Below are 13,303 nucleotides of genomic sequence, written 5' to 3' on the forward strand. Positions count from 1 at the left end.
TTTAGTTGATATTTAGTTTTCCCAGTAAACTGAAAGCCGCTCAAAAATTAGACTTGGTATTCGTACATATTTTCACCTCCCGATTTCGGCTATTTACCGAGTTTTCCCGAGCGTTGGTCTAAAGCCCATAGGCCAGGGACCTATTGTGTCGTAGTTTTGAGTCAACAAATAAGAACAACAGAACTAACACTATAAAAAAGATATTATGAAAATCCTAGTAAAAACATTCGCAGCAGCAGCTTTAATCGCCGTATCAACATTCGCTATGGCAGCTGCAGGACCAGGTTCGAAATCAGAGAAAGCAAACGTTAATCTTTCCACAGCAGACTTGGCACTGGATCACTATCTTGCGGTAACCATTGCGGGAGAATCAGCAGGTGTAGAGCAGCTATTTGCTGAAGATTTTAACCAAAAGTTTCAAGCGTCCAATACGCAAAGTCATGGCCGTAGCGAAATCGTTAAATTCTTGAAAAAGCAAAAAGGAGAGCAGCTGAACTGCACCGTAAACACCGATATCCTTGAAGAGTCAGCAGACTTTATGGTCGCTAAAGTAACCTTGAAATTCGAAAATTTTACCAAGACTGACCTGGTCACCTTAGAGCGCGAGGGTAACAGCTGGAAAGTATCGAAATCAATCAATTCGTATAAATAAAATCTAATAGCTAGTGGTCTGTCAGTTCGGGTGGAGGACAAACCACTGGTGAATTATCTATTTAAGTTAAGTTTAAAAGCCACGTCGGGAGATGTGGCTTTTTTTCTGATATACAAGTATGAAACTTTTAAATTAACTTTAGGTATTCGCCATTCGTGCTGAGATTTCGTGCAAATAGCCTGTGGTCGCTAGATTATAGTAATTGATGGAAGAAAAGTATACTTTAATCGGACTGGGCTTAATAGGAACTGATCATTGTACCGATATTGTTCGAAAATCTTCAGTGTCGACCATGGTATAAACCGGAAATAAAATAAGATTAGAATCTCAAGAGTCATAACTATGGCCGATCATATTGTAAAAAAATAGAGCGGTCAGTTAATTAGATTATTGGGCGTAAAAAAGAATAAGTAATGGATATTAAAAAGCACCTACTGGCTTTAAAAAGTTTTGAAGATTCTTTATCCCAAGCATTAAATCAACTTCAGCGTGAAGTTGGTAACGACCTGTCGTTCCTGGAAAATTTTGATCAATTGAATAATTGCTATAAAATGGATTCAAGGTTAAGTCAGCTATTATTGAGCGCTATGCAATTATCCAAATCTGAGGATATATATTCAAGTTTCGAATTGTCGGATATCGAAAAGGCCTATGATTTTATGCTCGAAACGAATACTAATAATTTAAATATTTGGGTTGATGCGATCTATTTTAATGAAATTGTTATGGATAATAAAAGAAAAAGTGAGCTATTGAAAACTCGATTTTATTTTCTATTGGCTAATTTCAAAAAAGAAATTGAAAATTTGGATAGGTAGTCAGATGGCCCTGTAGGACTAACATCAGCGGCCCCATATTGAATTTGGACGAAAAAGTAATAGAAACAAAATTTAGATACTACACGATGAAAGATAAATATGAAAAATGGGCTATTGATTTATTCCTTCCTCAAGATTTATTTTTTTATAAAATGTATGTGGAATACAGTGAAATAGTTATTCTTTTAAAAAACTTAGTTGATCACACTCAAATTCTCGAATTAAAATTTGAGTATTTTGTTTCGTATAAAGTTACGATCGACTTGGCGCTAATGAAGATGGTTAACGAGAACGACGATTTTCGAGGATTTGCAAGATCTACATGCTCGGCTTATTTGGATTCAGTTATTGAGGGCAGCTATGATATTTTAGAAAGAAAAAATATTGAACATTTCGTTATTTATAATTTAGAAAATGCAATTGAGGTGCTTTCGGATGAACCTGCTACATTTCGCTGGTTAAGTAAGGAAGAGGTGAAAACGTTAGTGAGTTAACCAGTTAATAAATTAAAAGGAACAAAATTCAGGTATCAATAGTTATGAACAATTTTATAAAATGGGATCCAGTATCTCCTCCACCAAATGATCTTTATTTTGTTAATTTAACGGACAACGGTGGTAGCATAGAGATTCATCTGGCTGAAATGAAAGATGACCGAATATTAATCTTAAAATTTAAAGGTGTGATGTCTTATCAAGTGACAGATGAAGGTGCAAGATCAAGAGGCCTCTATGAGCACCCAGGTATAGAGGTTTAGTGGTATCGGATAATTCAGACTATTAGATTGGTTTCGTAGAGAAAGTCAAGAAATGTTTTCAGATTGGGATCTGAAACACTATTCTATAGGTAATGTAAATAATATTATCGACATCATAAGCGGTAATGAAATCGAAGTGGTTTGGCAGGCGGAAGTTTATAATTCTTTCATCTACAGATAAATACTTTGTTGCAAAATTTAAAAAGGGCATAACTTAGCCATAAGTTATCCATTTACATCCCCATTCCCGCCATTCACCGAGTTTTCCCGATCGTTAGCCTAAAGCCCGTAGGCTAAGGGCCTATTGTGTTGTAGTTTTGAGTCAACAAGTAAGAACAACAGTAAGAACAACAGAACTAACACAATAAAATAAAGACATTATGAAAGCATTAGTAAAAACATTCGCAGCAGCAGCCCTAATCGCAGTATCTACATTTGCTATGGCAGCTGAAGGGCCTGGAGCAAAAGCAACAAAAGCTAATATTAACCTTTCTACAGCAGATTTCGCTTTAGAACACTACGTAGCGGTAACTACAGAAGGCGAATCAGCAGGAGTAGAGCAGTTATTTGCAGCTGATTTTAATCAAAAGATCCAAGCTACCAGTGCGCAGTCTAACAGCCGTAGCGAAGTGGTTAAATCTCTGAAAAAACAAAAAGGCGAAAAGCTAAACTGTACAGTAAGCACCGACATCTTAGAAGAATCAGCTGATTATATGGTCGCTAAAGTGACGTTGAAATTTGAAGATTTCACCAAAACAGATTTAGTTACCTTGGAACGTGTAGGCAATGACTGGAAAGTATCCAAATCGATCAATTCTTATAAGTAGTATCCAATAACTGGTGGTTTGCCAATAATAAAAGACAAACCACTAGTGAATCATATGTTAAAGTTTAGTTTAGAAGCTAGATCGTGAAATCTGGCTTTTTTACGTCAAAAGACCTGATTATCATCAGACGCTTTCTCTTAGCGTTTATTTGTACAATAATTTTTATGTTTCCCATTGTTTCAATGTTTTTAAAAACTATTGGATTTTCACTGTACTAAACCAATTTTTATATTAAATCTTCTTGTCGAAATGAAGCTTGTTGCCGTTTTGTAAGGATAAAGGTTATATTGAAATAGTTTTATTGGAGTAGTTTGGGACATTGGCATACCATCAAGTGGGGAAGAGGATGGCGCATGGATTCTCCCTGTTCTTATGGCCTTATTGCGCTGCCTTATCTCGACGGACCCAAACTTGAAATTCTTACCTTTGATAACAATAAATCAGTCCATTTCTATTGGTTACTGCCTATCACCGAGGAGGAAGTAGCTTTTAAAAAGGGAAATGGTGCCGAAAAGCTTGAGGAAATATTTGAAGAACGAGGATTAAATTATTTAGATCCATTCAGGGACACGTTGGTTTGAATGAAATAATATCTCGGGATTTAGTAGTCAAAAATACCAATTTTTCTAAAAAATAGATAGCTATGAAACTACTACGAAATTTTGAATTAAACGATATACTGTTTGATTTAGAATCTGGCAAAGAGTTTGAAAATTCAACTATCCTGCGCCATTTGACCATCTAAATGATTTGGAACAGGACTGGGGATTATTCATTCAGGAAATCATTAATAATCCATTACGGAGGAGGAATATGATTTCAAATCTCATGGAATGAGTTAATAATAGGTAATACTGTCCTGCTATTAAAACAGCTTCCACTTCTAGCGACATAAAGATTGCTGCAAGAACATTTAGAATAGTTTAGTGATGAAATTTATCTACAAAAAGTAATTAAACCTAGCGATTTTTCAGCAGAAAACGGGTAAAAGGATTTTCATTATATAAATGCATAAATAGCTAGTCCGAGCATATATTTTAAACTTTTTTTAACCAACAAGTGATATAAAGGTAGCGAGATTGTTATCTTTCAATTAAATTCGTAAATATGAGTCCTCGTAAGGAAGATCATATGGTCCAAGATCTTATTAGTCGGGGGCAAAATATTATCTGTAATAACTTTATACCAAATGAATCAGAGATATTTTTTAGTACTACTTTTTCTCACAGTATGCCAGTTGGCCTCGGCTCAATTTGCAAAAATCATTGACAAAGACGGCTATGTAAATGTGAGGAAACAAGCTACAGTGAATAGTGCGGTTGTTTCAAAAATTGCTGCTGATAAAATTGTTTATGCATTTCCTGATGAAAAGTTCGGCGATTGGGTAATTGTTGATTATACCGACAACCATAACAAGAGCTTCACTGGGTATGTACACAATTCAAGAATTAAATATATCGAATCCTATAAGCAGATCCCTATAGTATTTGCTGATGAAGGCAGCGCAAAATTTATGGCAAAAGATATAACCGTGCAAATAAATTCCGATCGTTTCGATTATGAAAAAAATAAAGATGATTTTTCATCGACTCAATATGATGGCTATACCGTTGTAGACAAATTTAGAGGGCAGCAGGTTTGGGGAACAGATGGCGAAATCCCTACAAGCCATTACACCTCTATTCAAGCTACTATAAAGGGAAGATTTATTCAGATCCCAGCAAAGGAAATCGAAAACTTATTTAATGTAAACAACGAGTTTGCAACATGCTACTATGATGACTCGAATGATATTTTATACATTACTGCCGTTAATGGCGATGGAGCTGGTGGGTATGCAGTTTTATTTGAGATTAAAAAAGGTAAATATAAAGCACGCTTGGTAACAATGCCATTTTAGCAATAGCAATAATCGTAAAATTACTCTTGTTTGGCTTTTAACTCCCAAAATCGTATTTCATAGAGCAACCGTTATATGAAGATTTTAAAGTCTTTTTGAAGAATCTATCCTTTTCGTTTTGATTTTACATTATTTGAATATAGCGTGGGTTTCGTATCAGTGAATGTAGATCGTTATAAAAAAGATTATTACTGTACAATGCCATCGATGCTAAAGTTGAGCGATCCATCAAGTAGTTCATCACAGAAGACTCGTTTTATGGCAATTCGACATATGGGAAAGTAGAGGGAACTAAAAAACTTCTACAACCTAATGTTCTATTAGGTTGTAGAAGTTATAACAATTAGATATATTTCTTTCTCTTAGCCTTAGATACTTCTTCGATACGAGACAGTTGTTGTGCAAAAAACACCCATAAAAAAGGAAATAAAAACATTAGTATAATACTCAAAAAAGGTATTCTCCCTTTTGATTTAGCTATTTGAACGACCACTACTATATAACTAATAAGCCAAAATAAAGCTATTAATATCAAAGAAAATTTCATTTTTAAAATTTTTTATAATTAAAAGTAATCAAAAATTTAATTATAAGCAAGTGTATGTAGCCGCTGCTAACATACTCATGTGCCACTTTGGGAAATGTGGCTTTTTTTCTTTTGTCAACTCGAAACGATGCATCGTAAAAGATATGGAGACTATTGCAACATCGAAAATAAAGAAGATCACCAAAATAGCTTACCAGAAATGTGGGTTCTGCGTAAATTATTTTCCGTTTAAAATAACGCAATCGATTGATTTGATTTAATATTTTAATATTCGGTAATGTATATATAACTTGAAGTGTAAATGTGCATTCTGGTGACGCTAGTTAGTATGATTTGTAATTTTTTAACCAAACGAAACGCTTAATTTATGGGTAAATCTGCTCTTTTTAAAGGTAAAAATAGTGATCTAAATTATACTTCTGCATTTTTGCTAGATCCTATTAAGGTAACGTATGCTAAATTAAATGTTAACCCTACATCGGACCAAATAAGAACGGCCTATCAAAACTGTTATAATCCTCTTCAAGTGAATCCGTTTTAATTATGAAAATACTATTTTACCCACTGTTTTTTTTAATATTTCAATTTACCGTTCATGCTCAGGTCAAACCGGTGGCATTCGATATGAAGATCATGTATAAGTTTACTTATCAGAACGATAGTACGTCTAGTGCTTCGCGGAAAAGTATTTTTACACAATTGACGATCGGTGAGCAAGAAAGTCATTTTCAGACCCTATCAAAATTTAGAGCTGATTCAGCATTGGCACTCGAACATGGCAGTAATATGCTTTTCTACAGTTATGGTCGTATAGTACCCAATAACTTTTTAATTGTAAAACGGGGAGATGTCATTTCCACTTACGATCCTATAAACGGCGTGGGGTTTAGTGGAAATAATGAGTTGTCCTACTATGAGGAAAATAAGGCGGATATGCAATGGGAAATACGCCCTGACACTGCTCATATTAACCATTTTGTTTGTCAAAAAGCGACGACGGACTGGGGCGGGCGAAAATGGATCGCGTGGTTTACCATGGATATACCGATTTCAGATGGTCCGTATAAATTTTGTGGACTACCCGGTTTAGTGTTGTCCATATCAGATCAGGATAAATATTTCACATTCGATATGGCCTCCATAAGCAAAGTAAACAGTGTATCGGCCACTTTCGATCAATTACGTCCAGACCTTATTATCCAAAAGACAACAAAAGCTAATTTTTATAAGGAAAGGCAAAAATTAAGGGATAATATGATTGAATATGCGCTGTTGACCGGAGCTATATTATCTGACGAAAGTAAAATAAATATCCGTGCAGAAATGAAAACAGATAATAACCCTATCGAGCGGCATTAATGAGATGTGCAAATAGACGCTATGCTAGCTAAACTTTTTTTCACCATCATATTTATCTGGATAGGTGGCCATTCCTTTGCGCAAACCATTATTACAGGCAAATTACTCGACGAAAATCAAAAACCGATCGCCAATGTCACTGTGTCTTATAAAAAAATCGGTTCTGCAGCCTTGTTGAACTTTTCAAAAAGTGACGCTAGTGGAGCCTTCAGACTTACTGTTAAAGTTAGCGATGTAGATTCACTACAGTTGGATTTTAATCATCTCAGTTATGCCAAACGTAGCGTACATGTTGCCAATGCGACTGCAAACTATGCTTATATTTTAAAAAGTGAGGTGCGGAAAATACAAGAGGTAAAGGTGTCGGATGTGCCAGTGTACAAGCAAAAAGATACGATCAATTATAATGTAGCTTCTTTTACAGGAGCGCAAGATCGTGTAATAGGTGATATCATCAAGAAGCTTCCGGGCGTAGAGATGCGCAACGGTCAGATCTTTTATCAAGGCGAACCTATTCAACAGTATCGGGTCAATGGATTGGACATGATGGGCGGACGTTACGGGCTTATCAATCAAAATCTTCCAGCAGATGCGGTTATGAAAGTTCAGATCCTTGAAAATCATCAACCCATCAAAATGTTGGATAAGTTGGTCTTTTCAAACCGCGCCACCCTTAATTTACAGCTTAAGAAATTTACCACAACAGGTACCGGTAAACTAGGTCTTGGAGCAGCTCCTGCGCTTTGGGATGCTAATATTACACCAATGACATTTGCCAAGACCTTTCAAATGCTCAATTCATTTCAGACGAACAATGTTGGCGATGACGTGTCACAGCAGTTAAAACCATTCTATTCAGGTACTGGTTATTTTACAGCGCGATCTCGCTTTTCAGATGGACCGTCCTATCTCTCTATTCGGGAGGTAGCCACTCCGGGTTTCGATCAGAAAAAATGGTTGAAAAACCAGATCTTTCTAATGAGCAGCAATATGATTCAAAAGTTAAAGAACGGTTTGGAAGTCAAAGGTAATTTTTCTTATTTCCACGATAATCGAAAACTGCAAGGAACAACGTCGACACAATATTTTACAAACAACGAAGTGATCCACAACCAGGAGGTAGTGGACAATCGCTATGGTATCGATGAGTTGAATATTGGGATGCTGGTCGAAAAGAACGAGTCAAACGTTTTTTTTAGTAACAGCACCAATTATCGTAAACATTGGAACAACAGTGCCGGTAATATTCTTTTTAATGAAGACATCCCTATACAGCAGGACAAAAAATTCTCAGACGAAGCCTTTCTCAATTCCTTTTCACTCGGCCGTTTTATAGGCAAGCAGTTGGTCAATATCACGTCTACTTTAGAGTGGCACAGTACGCCTCAACGTCTTACGGTCAATCCCGGTCAGTTTGAATCGTTGCTCAACGGCGGGATGCCCTATGATCAGATGGGACAGATCGTTCGTTTTAAGAGCTTTAATTTTGAAAATGGCCTGAGTTTATCGCGCAAGATCAAAACATGGACTTTTTCACCTAGCATCAACCTGAATTACAACAGCGGTACGTTAAACAGCTATATCGAGCTGCATGATCAGCATGATATTCGCGTCCTGGATACTGGTTATTTCAATGCTATGAATAGCGCGCAGATGCAGCTGCGGATGGCGCTCCAAATTGGGAAAGAAGTGCGCAAGTTTAAATACAGTTTCAATCTACCGTTCAGTCAATATTACTATAATGTCAAACAGCAAGGCAAACAGCGTCTGAAAAATGAATTGCGGAGCAGTTGGAATCCCTCTGCTTCGATGAGCTATCTGTTTAACGGGAAAAATACGATCAGTACAAACCTGAGTGGAGGTCGAAATTTTGGTGGGCTCGACAATTTCTACAATGGTTACATCATCAGTCAGTATCGCAGTATCCAAAAGTATGATGCACGCTTACTTAAGAATGAAGAGCTGCGTACAGGAATACATTATGCGTATAAAAACACCTTGAAGGCAAGCTTTGCCAATCTGGGTTATAATTTTAGAAAAAGTTGGCGTGACTATATGTTCAGTACAGTATTGGATAGTATGGGACGTAGCACGACCAGTATTATTAATCAAAATGCGCAGAGTCTGTCGCATGGGATCACTGGTGGACTTTCCAAACTATTTGTCCGTATCAAAACTGTAGCAAAGTTAAATGGTAATTTCAGTTGGAGTACTTCAGATTATTTGCTGAATGAGCAGTTGGTGAAGCAACGTGTAAGCAGTCAGTCGTTCACACTTGAGCTGATCAATTCGTCTTCAGCGTTAATTTCTGGAGATTACCGGGTTGCCATGGGGCGGACCCACAATAGATTGGCTGCTGGACAGCGCAATGAGCTGTTATATAACAATCATTTTTTTAATCTGGTAGTTGCCCCCCATGATCGACATTTGATCACCTTGTCCAATTCATTATATGCAAATAATGTCAAGGCACAAAAAAGTCAGTATTTTATGGACGCAACTTATCGGTTCAGGCTAAGCCATTGGCGTACCGATTTAGAGCTGACAGCAACCAATATCTTGAACAATAAAAACTATCTGCAGCAATTTTCCTCAGATTATGAGCTTATACAGAGTTATTTCGAACTCAGGCCAAGACAGTTTTTGATTGCAATGCGATTTAAAATCTAGTGTTTAACTCCCAAAGAATTTGTTAACTTAAGGCTCTCAAATGACCTTTGATAATTTAGCTAATTCATATCTTCCAGTGAGGTGGTAGATGGACCTGTTTTCAAGTTATACAACGTACAAATCAATAAATGTTTAAGAAGTGAAAATTAATAAAAAAGTTGTTCCAACTATTTATATTCTGACCTATGTTTGTTTGATCGTGACGAATTTTATTGCGATAGAGCACCAGGCAATTAAAGGATGTTTTAGTCAGTTATTGGCTGATTTTTTTCATTTAGGGCATAAATTTGATGGCTTTCAAATTTTTGGAATATATCTTTTTGGGAATCCATGGATATTGGGATTATTCTATTATGGCTTTAAAATTAAGTGGATAGTATATTGTTTTATTGCCAGTAATATCTTAATTTTTGTATCGCTATTGCAATGTTATATGAAATTAACTTAATACACCTGTCAGTTATTTTACTTCTTTGATGAAATTACGGCTACAATGGAAAATTAGATCTAAACTGCGAGATGATTAGGAAACATTTGTTGTCAGATAATAATATTTTAGTACCCTTATATTAAAAGTGTGATCACTGTAATTGGTAGTGTGGTTATATTAGGTTTATGGTAAAAAGATCAGTCTTAGAAAAACTATCCAATAAGGACCTGTTGCGGTATACTTCAGAAGATACCCGATCAGTCCCTGAAGCTATAGAAATGGCTTTCGACATTCTCAAAAAAAGGGGCTATTTTTTTTCCGAAACAGAAATTGTTAAGATAAATCAACTTATCGCATCAAGGAAAAAAGAGGAACCTGATTACAAATCCCTTAACACATGGGATATTGATGAAGATGCTGAAAAAGCTTCCGTCAGTTTCTATTCACAAAAAGCAATATGGTATTTTAGTATACTATTCGGATTATTTACAGGCGCTATATTGTTAGCGATTAACTTATTCACATTATCCAAGAAAAAAGAAGCATGGGCAACACTCCTATTTGGATTTGGTTATACCTTAGCGTTAATTTTAGTATACAATGAATTTAAAGATTATTTTGATCAGAGTAGATTCACTGGTATTTTGTTGTATGGAATAGGTGCCGCCATATTGCAGTTTGGGTTTTGGGATCAATATTTGAAAGGAATAAAATATAAGAAGAGAAGCATCATTGCTCCACTTATGATCTGTTTAGTTGTTGTTGGTTTAATTATATTACGTATCATAATATTCTTGAGTTGATTCTCCGCAATAATATTGAAAGACCCTATGGTTTTTCAAAGGCCAATGTTGTTATCTTGAGAAGTATACCTTACTACTTACTTACTTACTTACTTAATGCCTTGACGATGGCCATGCCTATGGCCTTGGCTGATTGAGGATTTTGGCCAGTGATCAATCTGCCGTCAATGGTGACATGCGACTGCCAAGGTTCTGATTTTTCATAAATCCCACCTATAGCTTTTAGTTTATCTTCTAGTAGAAAGGGAACAACATTGCTGAGCTTTACAAGCTCTTCTTCTTCATTGCTAAAGCCATTGACTTTTTTCCCTTTTATCAAATATTCACCGGATTTCAGTTTGATATTGATCAAGCCAGCAGGACCATGACACACAGCTGCGACAACGCCGTTTGCTTCGTATATCTTGCTTGCAATCTTTGCGATTGTCGAATCGAAGGATAGATCCCACATCGCACCATGTCCTCCGGCATAGAAAATGGCTTTATAATCTTCCGGTTTTACCTGAGAAGGTTTAAGGGAATGGGTGATTTTACTGTGGTAGTATTTATCCTCCCAGAATTTTTTGTTAACAGGATCAGTCAGGTCAAATCCATCCAAAGGTGGATTCCCTCCCTGTGGACTAAGGAAATCAATCTCATATCCAGCCGCTGTTAAAACCTCCCAGGGATGTGAGACTTCCCCGAGATAATAACCTGTTTTCTCGCCTGTATTACCTTTTGTATCGTGACTAGTTACTACAAATAGAATTTTCGGTTTTCGATTTGTTGCATAGCAATGGGGTATTATTAGGGTGAATAAAGCCAAAAATAGTCCTATTTGTATAAAGAGTTGTTTTGCTTTCATATCGTTGAGATTTTCTTTTTGTTGGAACAAATCTCTCGATTTCATATCGTAATTTAACGTGACCTACATCACATAATTAAAATTCACCTTCCCATTTCCGCCATTCACCGAGTTTTCCTAATCGTTAGTCTAAAGCCGATAGGCTAGGGGCCTATTGTGTCGTAGTTTTGAGTCAACAAATAAGAACAAAAACCATCATGAGCATCGATGGAAATGCTCATAATAGCTTCATCACAATTGAAGAACAAATTATTTAGATGAAAAACTAACACTATAAAATAAAGACATTATGAAAGCATTAGTAAAAACATTCACAGCAGCAGCTTTAATCGCAGTATCTACTTTCGCTATGGCAGCTGAAGGACCTGGAGCAAAAGCAACAAAAGCAAACGTTAACCTTTCCACCGCTGATTTCGCTTTAGAGCACTATGTTGCAGTAACGACTGGGGGCGAATCAGCAGGCGTAGAGCAGTTATTTGCAGCTGATTTTAATCAAAAGATCCAAACTACCAATGCGTTGTCTAACAGCCGTAGCGAAGTGGTTAAATCCTTCAAAAAACAAAAAGGAGAGAAGCTAAACTGTACAGTAAGCACAGATATTTTAGAAGAATCCGCAGATTATATGATCGCTAAAGTGACTTTGAAATTTGAGGATTTCACCAAGACTGATCTTGTCACTCTGGAGCGTGTGGGTAATGACTGGAAAGTATCCAAATCAATCAATTCGTATAAATAAGAGCCATCCCTAACAAATATATAAGTTGTGAAGTCACATCGAGAGATGTGGCTTCAATTTTTTGCGTATCATTGTATGTCGATGGATAATAGGCGATCAATTTTGAATTGAGCATATGGTAAAATATACTATCAAGTGGCTAACAGATAGATTTGAAAATGGAGATAGCTTCAAATTTCTCTTCTTTTGGGGGCATACAGCTAAGCATAATCAGGATGTTGGAAAATTTGTTTTCAGTCAATGGTATGAGAGTCCGTTTACAGTAGATAATATTACCTATAGGACTGCGGAACATTGGATGATGGCCCAAAAAGCGTTGCTTTTTGATGATAAAAAGAATTTTGAGAAAATCATCAACTGTATTAAGCCAGGTGAGGCCAAAGAGTTGGGAAGGCAAGTTGTAGGCTATGATGATCAGATTTGGAATGAACACAAATTTGAGATCGTTAGGAACGGAAATATCCATAAGTTTAATCAACATTGGACGCTGGCAGAATACCTGTTAAAAACAGAAAATAGAGTTCTTGTTGAGGCAAGCCCCGTTGATGCCATCTGGGGTATTGGACTTGCACAAGATGACGTTGATATTGAAAACATCTATTGTTGGCGCGGTCAAAATTTATTGGGCTTTGCGTTGATGGAAGTACGAGATTTTCTAGGTCAATTTGGACAATTTCGAGCACTTCAAAACGCTATGCCACCGCCTTGGTCGAAGTTTTCCGATAAGGACAGTAGGGATATGTTTTGGAGAATGGGATTGGGTGAGGAATATTTGAGCAAATTCCGTACTTATTATGATAATCTGTCTGAAAGGGAACAAAAGATATATCAACTGACCTATCCTCCTCCTTATTCATGGATGGATTTTTATTAACTTCGTATAAATGGAATTTTACAACTGGTGGTTTGCCAGTAAAAAGACAAACCACTAGTGAATAATCTATTTATTAAGGCCAGGTC

13 protein-coding genes are annotated in these 13,303 nt (G+C 36.4%); 12 read left to right on the forward strand and 1 reads right to left on the reverse strand.

The window, feature by feature from the left end:
* Nucleotides 1-205: 205 nt before the first annotated feature.
* The 10 genes from K2F45_RS06415 to K2F45_RS06460 all read left to right on the forward strand — a co-directional run bounded on the left by K2F45_RS06415 (nucleotide 206) and on the right by K2F45_RS06460 (nucleotide 10,763).
* Complete coding sequence (locus tag K2F45_RS06415) at nucleotides 206-652, forward strand: nuclear transport factor 2 family protein (protein WP_075991437.1); 447 nt, start codon at nucleotides 206-208, stop codon at nucleotides 650-652.
* Between the two features lie 413 nt (nucleotides 653-1,065).
* On the forward strand, nucleotides 1,066-1,470 hold the full coding sequence (locus K2F45_RS06420; protein WP_248933190.1) for a hypothetical protein: 405 nt from the start codon (nucleotides 1,066-1,068) through the stop codon (nucleotides 1,468-1,470).
* An 86-nt stretch (nucleotides 1,471-1,556) separates the two neighbouring features.
* Nucleotides 1,557-1,964 carry a hypothetical protein gene (locus K2F45_RS06425; RefSeq protein WP_075991439.1) on the forward strand — a complete coding sequence of 136 codons (408 nt, stop codon included), beginning with the start codon at nucleotides 1,557-1,559 and terminating at the stop codon, nucleotides 1,962-1,964.
* 44 nt (nucleotides 1,965-2,008) lie between these two features.
* Nucleotides 2,009-2,227 (forward strand): hypothetical protein, encoded by a 219-nt coding sequence (locus K2F45_RS06430; RefSeq protein WP_075991440.1) that lies wholly within the window; start codon nucleotides 2,009-2,011, stop codon nucleotides 2,225-2,227.
* 380 nt (nucleotides 2,228-2,607) lie between these two features.
* Nucleotides 2,608-3,054 carry a nuclear transport factor 2 family protein gene (locus K2F45_RS06435; RefSeq protein WP_075991441.1) on the forward strand — a complete coding sequence of 149 codons (447 nt, stop codon included), beginning with the start codon at nucleotides 2,608-2,610 and terminating at the stop codon, nucleotides 3,052-3,054.
* A 311-nt stretch (nucleotides 3,055-3,365) separates the two neighbouring features.
* A complete protein-coding gene (locus tag K2F45_RS06440; RefSeq protein ID WP_075991442.1) occupies nucleotides 3,366-3,635 on the forward strand; it encodes a suppressor of fused domain protein in 270 nt (89 codons plus the stop codon).
* A gap of 608 nt (nucleotides 3,636-4,243) precedes the next feature.
* Nucleotides 4,244-4,954, forward strand: a complete 711-nt coding sequence (locus K2F45_RS06445; RefSeq protein WP_248933191.1) for an SH3 domain-containing protein — start codon at nucleotides 4,244-4,246, stop codon at nucleotides 4,952-4,954.
* Nucleotides 4,955-6,044: 1,090 nt separating this feature from the next.
* Complete coding sequence (locus tag K2F45_RS06450) at nucleotides 6,045-6,860, forward strand: GLPGLI family protein (RefSeq protein ID WP_075991445.1); 816 nt, start codon at nucleotides 6,045-6,047, stop codon at nucleotides 6,858-6,860.
* A 21-nt stretch (nucleotides 6,861-6,881) separates the two neighbouring features.
* The gene (locus K2F45_RS06455; protein ID WP_075991446.1) at nucleotides 6,882-9,530 is read left to right on the forward strand and encodes a peptidase associated/transthyretin-like domain-containing protein; all 2,649 of its coding nucleotides are present in this window, start codon (nucleotides 6,882-6,884) and stop codon (nucleotides 9,528-9,530) included.
* A gap of 615 nt (nucleotides 9,531-10,145) precedes the next feature.
* Nucleotides 10,146-10,763, forward strand: coding sequence for a hypothetical protein (locus K2F45_RS06460; protein WP_075991448.1), 618 nt, complete (start codon nucleotides 10,146-10,148; stop codon nucleotides 10,761-10,763).
* An 85-nt stretch (nucleotides 10,764-10,848) separates the two neighbouring features.
* Here the strand turns inward: K2F45_RS06460 and K2F45_RS06465 are convergent, their stop codons facing one another.
* The gene (locus tag K2F45_RS06465) at nucleotides 10,849-11,652 is read right to left on the reverse strand and encodes a type 1 glutamine amidotransferase domain-containing protein (RefSeq protein WP_248933193.1); all 804 of its coding nucleotides are present in this window, start codon (nucleotides 11,650-11,652) and stop codon (nucleotides 10,849-10,851) included.
* A gap of 244 nt (nucleotides 11,653-11,896) precedes the next feature.
* Between K2F45_RS06465 and K2F45_RS06470 the strand changes: the two genes are divergently transcribed.
* Together K2F45_RS06470 and K2F45_RS06475 are read left to right on the forward strand one after the other, a co-directional pair.
* On the forward strand, nucleotides 11,897-12,343 hold the full coding sequence (locus K2F45_RS06470; protein WP_112373538.1) for a nuclear transport factor 2 family protein: 447 nt from the start codon (nucleotides 11,897-11,899) through the stop codon (nucleotides 12,341-12,343).
* Between the two features lie 115 nt (nucleotides 12,344-12,458).
* The gene (locus K2F45_RS06475) at nucleotides 12,459-13,217 is read left to right on the forward strand and encodes an NADAR family protein (protein ID WP_248933194.1); all 759 of its coding nucleotides are present in this window, start codon (nucleotides 12,459-12,461) and stop codon (nucleotides 13,215-13,217) included.
* Nucleotides 13,218-13,303 lie beyond the last annotated feature (86 nt).

Source organism: Sphingobacterium siyangense (assembly GCF_023277505.1).
GTDB classification, from domain to species: domain Bacteria; phylum Bacteroidota; class Bacteroidia; order Sphingobacteriales; family Sphingobacteriaceae; genus Sphingobacterium; species Sphingobacterium siyangense.